We start from the raw sequence: 16,966 nt of genomic DNA on the forward strand, positions 1-16,966 counted from the left end.
GTCGCTGTCAACGGCGGGATCCGCCTTCCGCACTGGCATTCACAGGTCTGTTCTACAATCACTGCCTGGGCCCAAGCGGTTGGCGCCGAGGTGGTCCCGCAGGCGCCCCTGATCCCAGGGTCACCACGCATGCTGGCCATGCTGCGGTTCGACGGGGAGCGATAGCTCCCGGAAACGCCAGCATTTGAGGGTGGTCAGGCCAAGGTGGCGGTGAGGACGTCGGTGTGCCAAGTCACGTCTGTGCGCAGGTGCCGGAGGCCGACCCACTCCTGGGCCAGGCGCTCACCGCGGGTGAGTAGGGTGGCGACCTGGTCCGTATTCTCGCCGAGCCAGCCGGCCAGCCGGGCGGCGTCCGTCGGTGCTGCGGCCTTCTCCTTCGCAGCTATGGGGAGCCCGAGCCGCAGTAAGGCGCGGTAGAGGTGCACCGCGGGCCGCACCTGCGGTAGCCCGTTCTGCACGGCGGTCGCTGAGGCCGAGAGCGGGATCCGCAGTCCGCTCAAGTCCAGATCGCCGAAATACCGGATCTGGGATACCGCGTGGCGCGCGCTGATCGTGTTCACCGACGCCGTGAACGTGTTGCCCAGGCCCCAGGCGACGTAGCCAAGGTCGTGCCGCTCCGGCAGGCTGTTCACCACCGACCACCATGTCGTCGCGTTTTCGATAACCAGCAGCATCCGCCCTGCGCCGACCCGCTGGTAATACCCGTCTCCGATCGTTTCGGTGAAGCGCTCCGCCAACAGCGGCGGGTGCACCACGAACGCCCCGATAAGCCGCAGCAGCTTCTCGCGGTCGGAGAAGAGCGGTCCCGAACGGAGAGTGTCGAGCACCTTCTCCGGCATTGGGAAGTCCGCCGCCGACCCGTGTCGGCCGAAGATCTCCAACGATCGTTCGCGGACGGGCACAAGCGAGCGATCGGGGTTGGTCATCAGCCATCGGTTGACCGCTATGTAGGCCGCCCGCTGTTTCGGGGTCGCCACCGGCCAGTGGGTGGCGAGCTCGCGCACCTCCGGATGCCACGGTGGCATCGGTGCCGGCCGCGCCGTAGCGCTGCCGGTCGGCAGCAGCCAGATTGCCGCAGGCAACGCCACCTTCTCGCGGTCGTCGGCGCGTAGGAGCTGGATTCGGCACGCCTCTTCCAGCTCCAGCAGCAGCCGCCGCAACACCGCACGCTCGTACTCGTCGTCGGCGTTGGCTGCGGGGATGCGGTGGTAGGCCTCCCAGACGAGGTTTATCTCGACCCGCTTCCGGGCGGTCCGCTTCCAACCACCGAGCTCCGCCGCCGCGCGGAGCTCGTCTAGCAGGTCACTGGCCGGACGGGAGGTCGCCATCAGTCCTCGGCCCGGATGAAGGTCCGGAGGGCGGTCAGCTCGCCGCCCGCGTCCTCGGGGCCTAGTTCGTCTAGCCGCTTGCGGAAGACGTGATCGACCGCCAGGTATTTGCGCCCGGCCCGCAGGTCGGAGTCGTTACGCAGCCGGATGATCAGCGGGAAGGCGCTCAGCGCGTTGGCGTCGAAGAGGCCGGTGGTGTAGACCAGCTGCACGCCCAGCCTCGCGGCGACCGACCGCTGCAGCTCGAGCAGGTAACCGGCCGAGGCCCGCCCGATCGGGTTGTCGAGGAACAGCACCCCGGAGTGCCGGTTGGCGATCCGGCCACGGTTGTTGGCCCGCAGCGCAGCCATCGTGCAGTACAGGATGATCGCCGCGGTCAACTGCTGCCCGCCGGAGAAAACGTCTTTGATTTCCGAAACCCGCTGCCGCTCAGCCCGCAGCGCCGAGTCGGGCTTTAGGACGTCGACGCGGAAGCCGCGCGGCACCGCCCGCCGGACACAGCGCAGCAGCAGGGCCATCCCGTCGGTGCCGCCGCTGTCGACTACCTCGTCGACAACCTCGCCGATCGCATCGAGCAGAGCTGCCTCCTCCAATGGTTGATACGCGATGCGCAGGAACTCCTGCCCTGACCAGCCGTCCAAGCCCTGGGGCAGCCGGGAGAGCCGCTGCGCGTTGCGCAGGGTACGGAAGGCGGCACCGACCATGCCATGCAGCCGCACGTTGATCATGTTCCGATGACGGTCGATGCCGGCGAGCTCGTCAGTCAGCGACCGCAGCCGCGGCCGGAGAGCCGTGATCCACTCATCGGCGTGCCCGGCCAAGCTCTCACCGTCCAGCGTGGACACCTGCTGATGGATGGTCGACTGAAGGAGCCGGAATCGGGAGTCCGCGGCGTGCCGCCGCAGCGCCTCCGTGGTCCGGGTTAGCCGGCCGCGCTCGGTCGCGGCGCTGTCGTTCGCCGCGTTCAGGGCGGTGCGCAGACTCCGCTTGCGCACCCGCGCCGTGTCAAGGTCGTCGGGGAATGCTGATGCGCTCCCACTGGCGCTGACGCCGAGATCCTCGGCGAGGTCGGCGAAGCCGCGGGCGGTTCCCTTGGCGGCCTCGAGCTTGTTGCCCGCCTTCTCGGCGACCTCGCCGAGCTCGGCGAGGCGGCGGTCGGCCCCCGCCGCCGCACGTTCGGCGGCGTTGATCAGGACGGCGGCGTGATCCTCGTCGGCTGGGTCGATGAAATCGGCGGGGAGAGCCCGTTGTTCGACGCTTTCGTTGAGTAGCGCATTGATCGCAGCCACCGTGGCGCCGGCGGTCCTCAGGTTCTCGTTGGCTCGGGCAGCCCGGTCGGTGGTTCGCCGCCGGGCGGCGCTTCGGCTGCCGAAGTCTGCGCCCTCGGGCGTGTCCAGCAGTTCCAGGGCCCGCCGCCGCACGGGCGGGGCCAGCTCCTCGAACCGTGACCGCGCCTGGGCCTGCTCGCGTTCCACCTGGTCGAGGCGGAGCCGCAGGTCGACGCCGACTTCCGCCCTAGTGTACGCGTCTGACGCGGCAATGAAGCGCGCCCGGAGCACCTCGACGGGTTCGGCGGGCAGGTGCGCATCCGGCGAGATGTCGCCGCCGCCGGGCACTTGGGCGAGCTCCCGGCGGGCCCTGGCGGCGACGTCGCTTAGGCCGTCGGCGTGGCGCTGATGACCCGTGGCCTCTTCGCGTTGAGATTGGGCCAGCTCCCGCGCCGTTGCGGCCAGCCGAGCGTGCGTTTCCGCGCCGGCGAGTAGCTGCCGGCGTGACTCGTCCAGCATCCGGCGCTCGGCCTCGTGCCGAGCGAGCGCCTGCAGGGCGCGGTCGCGTTGCTCGGCGGTGAGCAGTTCGGCACGCAGGCCGGGAAGCGAATCGTGCACGGCGATCCGCCGATCGATCGCGTCCCGGGTCGCTTCGGCGGCGAGGATGTACGCGCTCTCTGCCTGTTCAAGGCTGGCCGTGAGGTCGGCGCAGTGCTCCTCCATCTCGGTGAACCGCCCCGGTGGGAGGTCTCTCCGCCAGTCGCGCAGGTCCCGGATCAGGTCCTGGTCCACAACGAGCGACCGGGCAATTGTCGCGAGCTGCTCGCGGCGCTCCTCGTCGCGTCGCTCGACGGCGGCTCGGGCGGCCTCGGCGGCCTCCTCGTCGTACAGCGCCGGGTTTAGCGGTACGAATGCCTCTGCCCCCGCCGGGTTTGCCTGATGCAACGCGTCGGTCGTGCCGATCCCGACGAAGAACACCGGGTAGATGTCGCGCGACGCGAGGACGGTGCCGGCGTCGGCGAGTTGGTCCGGATCGTTGAGTACGACGCCCGACACTAGCTGGGGGGCAGCGTGCAGCAGCTCGAGGCGCCGTTCGAGGTTGTCGATCTGGGTCAAGTGGTCCCAGCCGCTCCACGCCGCGATCCCGGCGTCGTTTAGCGCCTCGCACGCGGCGGTCACTTCGGCCGGCGGCGGCAGCAGGCCGTCGGCCTCTAGCGCGGTCCGGATGCGCTCGTCGGCGGCGGCCTCGGCTTGGAGCTGAGCGCGGGTGCTCTCCGCTCGCGTCACGGCAGCGGCCAGCCGCTCGGCGAGCGGTTCAGCGTCCGTCTCCAGCCGCACCTCATCGCTGTCGATCAGCTCGGCGAGCCGCGGGCGCCCGGCCAGCTCAGCGGCGCGGGCGACCGCCGCCTCGTATGCCTCCATGGCCCGGTGATGGGCTTCCTTGGCCCGAACTACCGCGGTCGCCGCGTCGTTTTCGGCGCGCACCGACACGACGCGTTCCTCGTCGAACTCGAGGGCCTTCTCTCCGGCGACGGTCAACCGGCGTCCCGCTTCGGCGGCCGCCTCCGCAGCGAGCTCGGCCGCCGCCGCTGCGGACGACCCGGCCGGCAGCAGCCCGCTCGCTGCGGCATCGGAGAGCGTCGTGTCGATCTCGGCGATGCGCTTTGCAGCGGCGGCCGCACCAGCACTGAACGTGGCCGCCTCCTGCGTCTCGCGCACCAGCGTGTCCTCGGCGGCAGCGGCCGCAGCGGAGCATTCCGTTGCCAGTTTCCCGACCGCTTTAGCCGCGTCCGCAGCCTCACCGGCGACTTGGAGGAGCCCGCGGGCCAACTGTGCGGCTGCGGCCTTCTTTGCATCCAGGATCGGGCGTGCGGATTCCTCGGCGTCCTTAACCAGGGCCGCCGTCTCGGCGGCCGCCGCGTCCGCCGCCCGCAGCTCAGCGGCCTTCTCGATCTCTCTCCAGGACTCGGCGAGCGCGTCGGCGTCTTCGTGGTCCTGCTTAACGACCGCCTCGATGGCTCGTGCGGTGTTGAGCTGCAGGACCAGCGCTCGGCGCCTCAGCTCTTTGACCGCGGCCTGCCGGTGCTCCTCGTCGGTGCGGGCCGCCGCCAACGCTTCGGCGGTCTCGCGCGCAAACCGTTCTCGGACGGCGAGCAACTCCCGCTCGGCTCGGCTGCGGGCGGCCACGCTCTGGGCAAACTGGTCGACCGCTGCCTGGGCGCCGACAGCGGTCGCCTCGGCGGTGCGCGCCGCCTTGTGCGCCTCGGCAAGCGGCACAAGCCGGTCCAGCGCGCCCGCGACGAACTCGCTCTCCAGCAGGAGACCGTCGCGTCGCTCCAGGTCGCGGCTGTGCTGCGCTACTAGGTCGGCGATCTCGCGGGGGTCTTCCTCTGCGACCACGGCCCGCAGTAGAAACTCCACAAACGCCTCATCTGTGGCGAAGGTAAACGTTCCGGCGGCCTCGCCTTCGTCCGCATTCATCTCACGCTGGTAGCGAAACAGCTCCGGGTCGAGGCCGAGCTGGTCGAGCTGCCGTGTCCATTCGCCGGGCTGGCGGCTGGCGAAGAACTCCAGGCGCGGATCCGAGGCGAACCCCTCGGCTAGCCGCTGCCGGAATGCGACGCGGCTGACTAGGCGCCGGTCAGCCGCGAACGGCAGCGTGTCTAGCCGTACCTCTTCGGTCGGCCTCAAGCAGTACCAAAAGGTGGCGAGGTTCTCGGGGTCGCCTGACACGGTGTTGTTGCGCCACTCTGACACCTTGCCGGTCAGTAGCAGCCGGCCCGTCTCGGCGTGCATCCACTCGAGGACCACGTGCGCAACGTCACCGGCGAGCACGAAGTTCTCCAGCACTCGGGTGCTGGTTGTGCCAACGATTTGACGTCGCTTGGGAAGCATGACCGAGAAGATCAGCTTGAGCAGGACGGACTTGCCGCCGCCGTTCTCTAGGAACAGCACACTCGCAGGCGAAGGGCGGCGGTGTGGCTGGTGAGGCTCCAGCAGAGTGTCGGCCTGAAACCGGACCAGGCGGCCGACGTCGCTGAAGTCCAGGGTGATGTCCTGGTAACGGGCCGGCTCCGGGCCGACCGAGTAGAGGCGTACCCGGGACAGCTCGTACACCGGTCAGCCCTGGCCTTCCGCGCCGCCGGACGCTGCGCGCAGCGACCCGCCGGGTTTAAGGACCGGGACGACGCCGATCTTCAGCAGCTCGTCCATGGTGCGCTCCACAGCCAGTTCCCGGACCTGAATCAGGAAGCGGCGGGTGGTGCGGTACAGGCCATCAATGTCACCCGGGATCGGCACGAGCAGCCCTTGGTCGGCGAGATAGCGTAGCGCTCGGGCGACCATGCCGCGGGTACTGTCCGGGGCGACCCGGCCATCCTTGGTGGCCTGACTTTCGGGCCGACGTGCATACGCGCGCCATACCTGTTCGAGCCGGGGCGCGTCGGCCTCTGGGTCCGTCGCGTCCGCGCGTTCACGCAGTTCACGGGCAACCTCGCGGGCCATTGTGTCGACCTCGGCTACCGAGATACGGCCAGTGTACTGGTCGTTGGCAAGGTCAGCTGGGCGAGGGAAGGCCAGAGCCGCTGCGGCGAGGAAGGTGACGCCGTGCAGTACCTTCTCGACGTCGCGGCGATCGCTCGTCCGGGTCTGCCGGGCGTACTGGTCGAGCCGGAGCTCGAAGACCGAGCCGTGCAGCGCCGACAGCACGATGCCCGACTCGGCGTCGACGTCGAGCACCCGCAGACCCAACCCTTCGGCAACCGCAGTCACTATGAGGGCGAACGCGTCGTCGTCCCGGTGCCGGATTACCAGGCTCCGGTAGGCGGGGTCACGAGCGGGCAGCATTCTGGGGCGGAGGCCGAACGCGACCAGCGAGGCCGCGGCAGTGACGTCGTCATTCATCGTGATGCCTCGTCGTCGAGCAGCGCGACCGCGGTGAGCAACAGGTCGTCGCCATTGACACCGCCCACTCCGGCCAGCGGGAGCGCGTCGCCGGTCGGCAGCGCCAGCAAGACGTGTTGCTGTCCGCGCCGCATCGCCGAGCCGAGCTCGGGCGCGTAGGCGTGCGTGGCAAGCAGGCTGACCAGCGCAGGGAGGTCCTCATCGAGCTCGGCGGCCTCCACAAGCAGCTCGGACAGCGGCCGGGTGGTCCCTTGCAGGTTGAGCAGGAGGCTCGCCCTCTGCCAGTGCTCGTCCGAGAACCGGTCGGTGCTTGTCACCGGGACCAGCTCCGGCTCGGGCAGCTGCCGGCCGAGGTTGCCCTGCTCGGGTGGCACCCGCAGCAGAAGGTCGACCAGCGAGCTCAGGGTCACAACGGACGGCCGGGCGAGGCCTGCCGACGAGCGGAAGTACGCCTCGAGGGGGTCGCGGGCGTCAGCGGCCGGGAGGCCCATGATAGGGCGCAGGAGCTGGCCGTGCAGGTCGGCGGCCTCCCGGCGCGGCGGATCGGCGAACAGCTGCCGGTCCTGCTCCGCGCGAAACAGCGCCCGGGCCCGTTGCAGCCGCATCAGCAGCTGGCTGTGCCGACGCATGCAGTCCTCGACGATGGTGACCAGGTCGGCGGCCTGGCGCTTGTGCCGGGGGTCTATCGCCTCGTCGCGGGCGTCGGCGATGTGCCGTAGGATCGCGTTCTCGTTGGTGAACCGGTCGTGGACGTGGTCGAGCGCCGAATCGAGCAGCGCGGGAACGGCCTCGTCCCAGTCCACCGCCCTCACGTCGCGCCGGGTCGCCTCCAGTGCCGTGCGCAGTGCCTCGCCGAGCTGGACGGTGCGGTACCGGGCCTGCTCGGCGGCGAGCTTTGCATCGGCCAGCCGGCCCCGCCTTATCAGGTTGTCGAGCTTCACTTCGGCGGCGACCTGAGCGGACTCGATGTCGGTGTCGAGCGCGCCGACGAGCACGTTGATCGCCTCGTCGGTGGCCCTAAGGTAGATCTCGCCGCCCGCGCCGGACAGCTCGACGAGGAGCTTGAAGTCGAACCGGCGGCGGACGTAGACCCCCGCGTCGTCCACCTCGCCGTACACCCGCTGGAATCCCCGGTCGACGGTGCCGACGTTGATCAAGCTGTCAAGCACCCAACGGGCCACCCGGCAATGTTCCTCGTGGCTACGGGCGGGACCCTGCATCGCCACGAGCGGGACCGTGCGGGCAATGATCTGCTCGGCGTCAGCACCTGCGTCAAAGTCCATGGCGATGGTCACCTGGTCGATGACATGCAGCCCGATTTCGGCCATCTGGTAGATCGAGCTGTCAACCCATTCCAGGCGCGACTTGCGGGAATCAAGATCATTCAGCGGTGCGGTGCAGGCGAGCGCCTTAAGCCGGCGGACGAGCCCGCCATCAGGGAAGACGCCGCTATCCCCGACTCCCCCCACATGAACCCCCATACCCTCCCGCGCGAGATGCCATGATAAAGCATCACGAGATCGCTAGTTGTTCCATGCCTGGCCCGTTTTGGGTGTGGCAGGGACGCAGCCGAGGCTGCCCTGAACAACGCCGTCGTCATCGACATCACCGCAGCTCACACGCTGGCCCTGCTCGAACCCCAGCTGCGCTCGCAACTGCTCTCTGGCTTCGGACAGGTCCGCGCCACCGACGACGCCTACCACGACGCGATCCGCGGACAGGAGTCACTCGGCATGCGCTCGACCATGTCGACCGGCTGGGATCCCGTCGAGCAGCGCCCGACCGTCACGACAATCGAAGAGTCCGTCGCCGACTCGCTCGCCGAGCAGTCCACGTTGATCTGCTCGATCCTGCGTCACGCAACACGACGGCCGTGGCCACGGTTGACAAACTTCCCCGATACCGACCAGGGATTCGAGTGGCTGTCATCGCTCGACATGGCAGCCGCTCAAAGCACAACATTCTGGTGCGACGACTATCGTCTGCGTTCGGTCGCTGCTGATATGGGCGTCGCGACCTTCGACACGGTCGACCTCATCCGGCACCTGCAGAGCCGGGAACAGATCCCGCTTGAGCTTCGCGCGGCGGCCGAGGCGGTCCTGCTCACCAACTACTTCACCGACCTCGGATTTGACCGGGTCACGTTCGACCTGGCCGCAGCGATCGACGGCCAAGCGCCGCGTGGGGTGGCGTTCGCGCTGACCCGGCCTGCGACCTGGGCCGACCCGAACGCGGTGATCGAGTTCGTGCTCGCCATGCTGACGCACGCCGCGACCGCCGGACCGGAGCAGATCGAGGGCTGGGTGTCCGCGACCGCCATCGGCCTGGTTCGCATCACCGAAGACGACAGCGGCGCCAGCGCCAACCTGCAAGCCCTCCTGAATCGATGCATGACGCAGCCGTGGATGAACGCCGATCGGCTCCCGGCAGTGCTGCGCGGTGTACGGGCCGGAATCGGCGAACGGCCGCCGGTCACAGACCCGTTCGAGGCCGTGGCCGCTGGCGTCTACCGCAATCTGGTCGCCAAGCAGGGACATGCCTTTGCCACGTCGATGATGATGGCCTTCGTCGCCTTGTTGCCGGAGTCCGACAAGGCGACAGCTTCGCGGGTGATTCTGACCCACCGCGACTGAAGCAACGACAGGTCACCCAATCGCAGGGTTCCGTTAGCCCCGCCAGTACGGAGCTGCGGGCTACCGGCCCTGTCGACCTAGGATCGAGGGAGTCCGAATTATGCCGTTGACGGCCCGTTCAACTACTGGGACCAACCTCAAGATCACGTACCGGATCTGCCGCAGACAACGCGCGCTACGCAGTGCCGCCACAACCCGATCGAGCCCGTCCTCGGTCGTGCCGATGTCAGCGCGCATTCGACGCCTCGATGATGGTGGCCGTTCCTACCGTGGGCCGGCCCTCGTGCATAGTGATCGTCATGCCCGGTTGCAGGTGCCTCCAGAGGGCTGGGGACAGCGGGCCAAGGCGGACCGACCCGGTGGCGCCTGGTGGCAACGCCGGCGCCGACTCCACCCAGATGCGTGCCACGAGCAGGTCAGGGTCGCCTACGGCCGTGCGTCTGCCTACATCCCACAGCGGTCGGAGGACGCCCTTGCCCGGGATCGGCGTTCGCCGGCCACCTTCGGCGGGCGACAGGAGCCGCAACTCTGCGCGGACGATCCCGTGGATGCTCTCCCACCGACCCCAGCGGCACCACGCGGCGGCATCAGAGAGCCCCATCAGCTCGGCGCTGTCGATCAGCAGATCCCACCAAGCGGTCGGCGGTCGCCAACCCGTGTCGAGGTCCGCAAGGAGGTCGAGCGCGACCTCCCACTCGTCGTGGTCGAGGTACTCGCGGGACGTCCACCACCGTCACGCCGGCCTCGTTGACGACATCAGCGGGGACCATGGCCGCAGCCCGGGCGAGCAGATCGGCAACATCCACCTGCGGATTATTCAATTTCGTCGCAGCATCAGCGCGACACCTCCCACCGGCGCTCGGATCTGCCGCCCCGGGTGTCACAACCCTCAGGCAGTGCAATCGAGTCGGTCAGCTCACACGAGGCCGTCGAGGTAGCCGACGTCCGTGGAGCCCGACGCGACGCGGACCCGATACCCCCAGCGCCGGAGGACCTGGGCGACCTTCGCGGCACCGGCCGGATTGGCGGAGTGGACGTTGATGACGCCGACATCGAAGGGGCAGTTGTCGAAGGCAGCCCGCTCCAGAACCTCCACGACCGGCCAGATCGTGTCGTCCCGCCGAGGTCGTGATCCAGCCACAGCTCATCCAGGTGCCGGCCGCGATACCGACCGAGGAGTTCAACTCCGGCGGCGCTGGTGCGGGCCACCTCCGCGCTACGGCCGTCCACGAACGAGCGGAGGTCATCGACCAGGACGATCGTTCGACGGGCATCCACGCGATAATGATGCCTGGCAACGTCATCCAGGGCCCCGGCAAAGTCAGGTGACGCCGAGTAGTGCCAGGGGTCGGGTGCTGTCGCGGGCGTGGTGTCGGTTGGCGGCGGCGATGTTGGTGACTCCGGTCAGGCGTAGGGCGCTGATGGCGGCGTTGCGGAGGGCGGCCATGACTTCGGGTCCGGTGCCGGTGCGGATCTGGGAGCGGTCTTCGTCGTAGGTGACGTCGCGGACCCAGTGGACCTTGTTCTCGATCGACCAGTGCCCGCGGATCCAGGCGGCCAGTTGTGCCGGTCTGGCGTGGTGGACGTGGAGGTCGGTGATGGCGTAGACGGTTTCGGTGGTGAAGCGTTTCGGCTGGTCGAGGCGGTGTCTGCGGCGGCGGATCTGGATGGCTTGGGCGGCGTGTGGGAAGTCGATGCCGGTGGAGATCGTCAGGATCTTGAGGGTGCGGATCTCGCGGCGGCCGTGTCCACGGTCGGTGTCGCGTGCGGCGTCGGGGACGGCCCGCCAGGGCAGGCCGGTGAGCTGGACGTGCAGGTGGGGCTGGTTGCCTTTGACGGTCAGGATCCAGTGTGCGCCGCGTTGCGCGAGGTAGGTGACGTGCTCGCGTTGGCAGTGCAGGGCGTCGGCGGTGATCACGGCGTCGCGCAGGTCGCTGATCTGGTCGAGTAGCGGTGCGAAGCGGGTGATCTCGTTGGTCTTGTCGTCGACGTCGACGCACGCGAGGACCACGCCGGTGGCCTGGTCGCAGGCGGTCATCACGTGCCGGGCCGGGGTGTCGGTGGTGCGGGAGCCGCGCAGGGCCTTGCCGTCGACGGCGATCGCCTGAGGGTTCGTCGGGGCAGCGGTGGTGGTCCGGCCGGCGAGCCATGCCCCGATCGCGGTGGTCAGCAACTGCGGGTCCACGGCCTGCAGCAGTCGACGGATCATCGCCTCGGACGGGCGTCGGTCGGGAGTCATGCCCAGGGCGAGAGCTGTCGAGGCCGGAACATCGGCGACCCATTCGGCGATCGCCGTGTAGGAGCGGTAGCCGGCGACCACGGCGCACACCGCTGCGGTGACCACGACTGTCAGCCGGTGCCGGACACCTCGCCGGGCCCGTGGATCAGGTAGACCGGCGAGCGCTCCGGGCAACCCACCAGCGGTCTCGGCAACGGTCAGAGCCGGTGCGCAGGACACCGACGAGATCAGCGATGATGGCAGCGCGGGCATGACTCACTTCGGACGATCACCGTGGCGTAGGAACCTTGATGATCTTCTGAACAGGTCATGCCCGTCTTGCTGCCACCGACAGCGGCGCTTCTACTCCAAGCCTCACAAGTCAGACACCGTCACGACTTTGCCGGGGCCCTGCGGGTCTGACACCTCACGTTGATCAGTCATCGTTGTCGTCAGCTTCGGCAAGAAGCTGCTCGGCATGGACAGCCGCCCACAGCTCGGCAGCAGTGAAAGCTGCTTTGAGGTCCGGATTTGTCTCGGTGGCCGCTGCCTGTGCGGCGGCCGCGCGAGCGTTGTTGAGCTCGTCGGACACGCCGTTCGAGAAGCCCCACGAGTGGAGCGTCATGGCGCCCGAGATGTCGGCGAGCACGCGCGTCGCCATGTTGCCGTTCAACAGGCGTGCCCTGACGAGTATGGTCCTGGCCAGGTCGGGGTGGCGTAGAGGCCACGCGCTGACGTCTCGGAGCGCCGACACCGTGTCCTCGAGCGCGGCATCGTCGAGCTCATCGACGGCCGTGGCGAGATGTTGGGCCTGAGCGGTCGTCATGCCACCCTTCATGGCGATCGAGATGACGATCGATGCATTCGCGGCTTTGCCATTGTGAGCGCGGTCGACCACCCAGTGCGTGAGCGCCTCGGCGTTTCGGTCGAAGGCGTCCGCGAAGCCATCGACGTCTGTCGGCAAGCGGCCGCCGTCCCCGTGCAGATTCTCGAGATGGTCAAGGACCAGGCGTGGGTAAGTGAGTGCTATGCCGGCGACGATCTGCTGAACGGTGTAATCGTTCCAGTCTGCGTGATTGATCAGGTCGAGAATCGCCGAGGCGTCTTCGTCGCTCTGGGTCTGGCCCCAGCTGAGCCCGTCGTAGCCGCATGCGCTCTGCAGTGCACTCGTCAGCGCGTGCGGTGAAGGTTGTTCGCTGAGCAGAAGGCGGGCCGTCGCGGCGGGCGCGGTAGCGAGCAACTTGTGGCTGCCCATGATGAAGCGGTCGCGTAGCTCGGGCTCGGCTTCCGCTATGCCCTCGCGGTGGATCTGCTCGAAGGGTGCCCCCCTGTCCGTCCAGGTGTACGTGGCGAAGGCGGTGCCGATGGCTAGACGCACGTCCGTGCGGTAGCTCGAAGCGTCAGCCAGCCAAGCGAGTAAACCGGTCGCGTCGTAGTCGGCCCAGGCATCCAGCAGCTGATGCAGACTCTGGTCGAGGACAGACGCAGGTCCGTCGGCGATCTTCCGAACCACGTGAGGGATGAGATCGGATCTCTGCTTGGCGAACTCCCGCCAGAGGGCCCACAGCGTAGGTGGCCTAGGTGCGGCCAGCTCGACCTCTACCGCGGAGATGCGGAGCGTTCGTACCAACTCAGGGATGCTGTCGGATGTCAGCCGCGTGACGACCTGCGCGACCGCGCGCTCATGCATTGCCGTCCGCTCCTCGATCCTGACTCGGCGCTGCTCGCTGTGTTCTGCATCGATCTCGTCTTGCGGCATGCCGGCTTCACGGGCGGCTCGCGCTGCTTCCGCTGCCCGTAGCTCATCGAGGGTTGCAACCATCATTCCGCGCCGGGTCGGGAAGCCTCGGAACGTGCTCAGGAGGACCTCTGCCAAGTCGTCGTCCCTGTTGTCGAGCGACGTCACGAGACTCAGCGCAGCATGGCGAACACGTACCGATCGAGCGTGCTCGGCTGTCCAACCGATCTCGTGGCGGATCAGTCGGCGGATCACGGCGCTGCCGGTGGAAACAGCCGCCGTCTCCACAGTCGTCACCGTGGCGAGATCGTCCTCTTCCCAACCGACAACCTCTTCTGTAGTCACGTTCCGGTTGGGCGGACCTGTCGGTTGACGGACCGCTGTGCCGAGGAGGCGAACAGCCTCCCCGGCTCGGCGCAGGTCAGTCCCGCTCGCTTGCCGGAGAAGCGTTGATCGGATCGCGTCTCGGATCGGGCGTGCCCATGTCACCGACACGGCGTACGGGCGCAGTGAAATGCGTCGGCGGGTCTCCGCGACGGTCCGGGTGCCATCCTTCGCGAGCAGGGGACGTAGCGCGAACATCGGCGTCGCGTGCCGCAGGTCGCTCGCCTGAGCGAGCTGCTTGTCGACCCACGCCACGATCCGGAGAGGAAACGACGGGTCCGGCAAGTCGCCGATGCTCGTGAGCCGGTCCTCGATGACCCGAACAACATGGCCCGGGTACTGGTTCGGTGGCTGTGAGTCATCGAGGTACAGCGACCACAGCGCGTCGAGGACCGTCTCGAGCGTCTCTGGGGCGTTGGCGGCGCACTGCCCGTACATCTCGGGCATGAGCCAGAGAACGTCCCTTGAGCTCTCGGCTCGGCCGAAGAACGGGTGCGCGGCTGCAGCATCGTCGACGGTTCGGTCCTGTTCCTGCAGTCGGACCCGGAGTTCCTCGAGCACTGTCAGGAACGGAACTGGCAGGGTGGTCGCCAAGTTGCGAAGCCCACGAAGCGCTCGATGCAACTCGACGGGTTCGGCACCGCGGAGCCAGTCCGCCACTGACTCCCAAATCGGCCCGATGACCGATGGCCCGTCTCGTTGACCGAGCCGCCAGTCGAGTTCCGCGAGCGTGGTCACGAGCCGGTCGTCGGAAGGGTTGCCGAAGGCTTCCCACAGCTGCTGGGCGAAGTTGGTCGCGTGGCGCCCGACCGCGGCCGAGGTTTCCAAGATCTCGTCCGCGAGCACGTCGGGGACTACGCGGGTCAGTCCGCCGCGCGTCACCAGGACGCCGCGATCGTGCAAGCTCCGGCAGAGGCGCAGCAGGTCACCCATGTCCAATTCAACAAATCGGGCGATGTCTGTGCGCAGTGTGTCGTCGGTGTCGTCGATCGGGCCGAGAGCCGCGAAGACGGCGAGTGTTCGTCGCACGGTGCGGTTTGGTACGCCCTCCAACTCGCCGGTGGCAACTTCCTGGTACCGGGCGAGAACCTGCTGGCGAAGGGCGTTATCGGCCTTCAGGGGCGCGGTCAACCGGCCGCTACGGATCAGGTTGACGCCGATGACCGCCACGTGCGGCGAGTCAACGGCTTGGCCGGCGAAGTACTCCTGCGCCGCTAAGGTCAGGTCGAGCCCGTCGGCGATGCTGGTGACCAGCTTGCGTGCGTCCCGGCGGCTCAGCTCTCCGACCGGGATCGTCTCGACCTGAGCCGGCGCGAACCGGGCGTTGATGATCTCGGCCTGCACGGCGGCGACCCCGGATGTCCGGGAGCCGAGGACAACCTGCGTGCCCTCCGTCAGGCGCGCGTAGGTGAGCAGCGCTGCGAGGGCGGCCGGGTCGCGGTGCGCGTCGTCGACCAGCACGACAGCCGGTGTGAGAGGAAGTTCGTCGATTGCTGCCTGGTCGAGGCTGCGTCCGGGTGAAAGGCAGACGACCGGAACCTGGGGGTGGGCCTGCTCGAACTCTGCCAATGCTTCAGTGAGCAACCGCGTCTTGCCGCGGCCCCCGGGGCCGGCAACAACGACGACCGTCGGGAAGTCCGCTGATCGGTCGAGTGCGGTCCGTAGCGCGGCGAGCTCGGCGTCGCGGCCGATGCGGGGTCCACGGTCGTTGAGCGGCGCGTCCTCTTTCATACGATCTGCGACGAAGGTGTCGAGACTAAGGAATGCGTCGGTGCCGGGAACACCAAGAAGGAACTGTCGGGTCGGTCGGTCCCACGTCGCATCGAGGACGTCCCGTCGCTTATGCAAGGGGAGATCGTCTAACATGCGTCCGAGGGCACGCTGATCAAGTAGCTGCCACTTGGAGTGCTTCTTGATCTCCATCCTGGCGTCGCGCGATGCCTCCCCGGAGAACACCAGGTAGTACTCGTCAGCCTGGAAGGTGCAGACGCGCACGACTTCCCGGACGTGTGCCGGCGTCAGCTTGTCGTATCGCTTGCACTGCCAAGCGGCGGTCTTTCCGTCGCTGTATTCACCCTCGAAGTCGACGCCGTCCTGAAAGTCGCCTCGCCGGCCCCAACGCTCCACCCGGGTCACCCGCCGAGCCGACCCCGAGCAAAATCTACTCGCACTCAGCAGGCGCTCGGTAAAGTCCTCCAACTCATACTCCGAGAGACTGGGTGTAGGGGGCAACCGCGGATTCTTCCCCGGCAGCGGGCCATCTGCGGGCATCGGCGTCCACCTCCACTCTGCGTGCATGGTCCTCAGACAAGATCGCTATCTCCGGCCCGTAGCAGGGTATCCCTCATCGGCAGCACAGCTGCGTACTCGGTGGCGGTGCCCAGGGTCCTCCCGGTGGTCAGGACGTAGATCGCGGCGGACGCGAAGCTGTCCAGGCGCCGCGTCGAGCGGCGACTACGCGACGACAGCCTCGACGTGGCCGGCCACTCATCACCAGGTTGACCAGCCTCCTCTTTGGGCGTTGCGTCGGACGGCGGCGCCGCGCAGCCGTCGAAGCGTCTTGTACGTTGATCGGGTTGGCTCATCAGCGGGGTGGACGTCGCCCGACGGGCTCGGTCTTGATCGAAGCGGTACCGGGCCAACCGCGCCATCCGGGCCTTGCGCGTCCGTAGGAAGGGGGTCGAGGTCATGTCCGAGCTGTTCGGCGCCAATACGATCGACATCGGCGGGACGTCGATGTTGTTGACGGTGACCAGCGCATCGGCGGTTCATCTCGCGGCACCGGCTCAGACACCTGGCTCTGGACGCGCGGCTGTCTTGGAACACTATCTGCGGAGCGACGATCCAGATCGGGAACGGCTGCTCGCTAACTACGATCGGCGGGCTTTGGCGGAGCCGCGGTGGTCGGTGACAACCCTGTGCGGCCGGGAGTGGTCGATGATGATCGGCGGCGACGGGGGCACCGTCTCGCTGTTTCGCGAGACGGCATTCGCGCCGACCTGCCGGCGATGCATGGCGGTGGTCGACCGCCAGTTCCCGAAGCCCGCCGCCGATGACCGCCTCGCACTCGTGGCTCGGCTGGCCGCTGACAAGGTCCTCGAAAGTGGGCACGTCGAGGTGCACCACGTGCCGGCTGACCAGCAGACGCTGCTACGTAACGGCGTCAAGAAGCTGCTCCGGGCCGCGACGAGCCACAGTGTCGCCACGCATGTACTGCAGGCAGGACAGATCACCGTCGTCTGCGACGCCATCTACGACGAACAGTCCCACGACCGAGCCGCCGAGGCCATCGAATCCCTGGCGACCTTCAACTCCGAGTCAGGTCTGCAGCAATCGCCGCACGAACCCACCGAGCGCGACTGGGTCATCGACTGGCAGCAGTGAGATGTTCCCTGAACCCCTTGAACTCGGCTCCACGCGGGCATCTCGACATGATCCGCGCCCACCTGACCGGTAGCAACTACTCCGTACTCAATGGGGCTGGGCGTGACCGG

8 protein-coding genes and 1 pseudogene are annotated in these 16,966 nt (G+C 68.0%); 2 read left to right on the forward strand and 7 right to left on the reverse strand.

Going from position 1 to position 16,966, the window contains the following annotated elements; all coding sequences use genetic code 11:
• Positions 1-194 precede the first annotated feature (194 nt).
• From O7606_RS12570 to O7606_RS12585, 4 genes are read right to left on the reverse strand one after another with little or no spacing between them, the layout of a single operon-like run.
• Positions 195-1,328: a Wadjet anti-phage system protein JetD domain-containing protein gene (locus tag O7606_RS12570; RefSeq protein ID WP_281599282.1), complete on the reverse strand. Its 1,134-nt coding sequence runs from the start codon at positions 1,326-1,328 to the stop codon at positions 195-197.
• A complete protein-coding gene (locus tag O7606_RS12575; protein ID WP_281599283.1) occupies positions 1,328-5,713 on the reverse strand; it encodes a hypothetical protein in 4,386 nt (1,461 codons plus the stop codon). Before O7606_RS12575 ends, O7606_RS12570 begins: the two co-directional genes overlap by 1 nt.
• 3 nt (positions 5,714-5,716) lie before the next feature.
• Positions 5,717-6,499, reverse strand: coding sequence for a hypothetical protein (locus O7606_RS12580; protein WP_281599284.1), 783 nt, complete (start codon positions 6,497-6,499; stop codon positions 5,717-5,719).
• A complete protein-coding gene (locus tag O7606_RS12585; protein WP_281599285.1) occupies positions 6,496-7,968 on the reverse strand; it encodes a hypothetical protein in 1,473 nt (490 codons plus the stop codon). The genes O7606_RS12580 and O7606_RS12585 overlap by 4 nt, the downstream gene beginning before the upstream one ends.
• A 135-nt stretch (positions 7,969-8,103) precedes the next feature.
• Between O7606_RS12585 and O7606_RS12590 the strand changes: the two genes are divergently transcribed.
• Positions 8,104-9,132 (forward strand): hypothetical protein, encoded by a 1,029-nt coding sequence (locus O7606_RS12590; RefSeq protein WP_348651166.1) that lies wholly within the window; start codon positions 8,104-8,106, stop codon positions 9,130-9,132.
• A 916-nt stretch (positions 9,133-10,048) separates the two neighbouring features.
• Here the strand turns inward: O7606_RS12590 and O7606_RS12595 are convergent.
• The 3 genes and pseudogenes from O7606_RS12595 to O7606_RS12605 form a co-directional block, all read right to left on the reverse strand.
• A pseudogene (locus O7606_RS12595) lies at positions 10,049-10,410 on the reverse strand (cyclic-phosphate processing receiver domain-containing protein).
• 43 nt (positions 10,411-10,453) lie between these two features.
• Complete coding sequence (locus O7606_RS12600) at positions 10,454-11,623, reverse strand: ISAs1 family transposase (RefSeq protein WP_281599287.1); 1,170 nt, start codon at positions 11,621-11,623, stop codon at positions 10,454-10,456.
• Positions 11,624-11,786: 163 nt separating this feature from the next.
• A complete protein-coding gene (locus O7606_RS12605; RefSeq protein WP_348651147.1) occupies positions 11,787-15,770 on the reverse strand; it encodes a restriction endonuclease in 3,984 nt (1,327 codons plus the stop codon).
• A gap of 390 nt (positions 15,771-16,160) precedes the next feature.
• On the opposite strand from O7606_RS12605, the gene O7606_RS12610 reads away from it, so the two are divergent.
• Positions 16,161-16,856 carry a hypothetical protein gene (locus O7606_RS12610; protein ID WP_281599289.1) on the forward strand — a complete coding sequence of 232 codons (696 nt, stop codon included), beginning with the start codon at positions 16,161-16,163 and terminating at the stop codon, positions 16,854-16,856.
• The last annotated feature ends 110 nt before the right edge of the window (positions 16,857-16,966 follow it).

This window comes from Micromonospora sp. WMMD882, from assembly GCF_027497255.1.
Lineage (GTDB): Bacteria > Actinomycetota > Actinomycetes > Mycobacteriales > Micromonosporaceae > Micromonospora.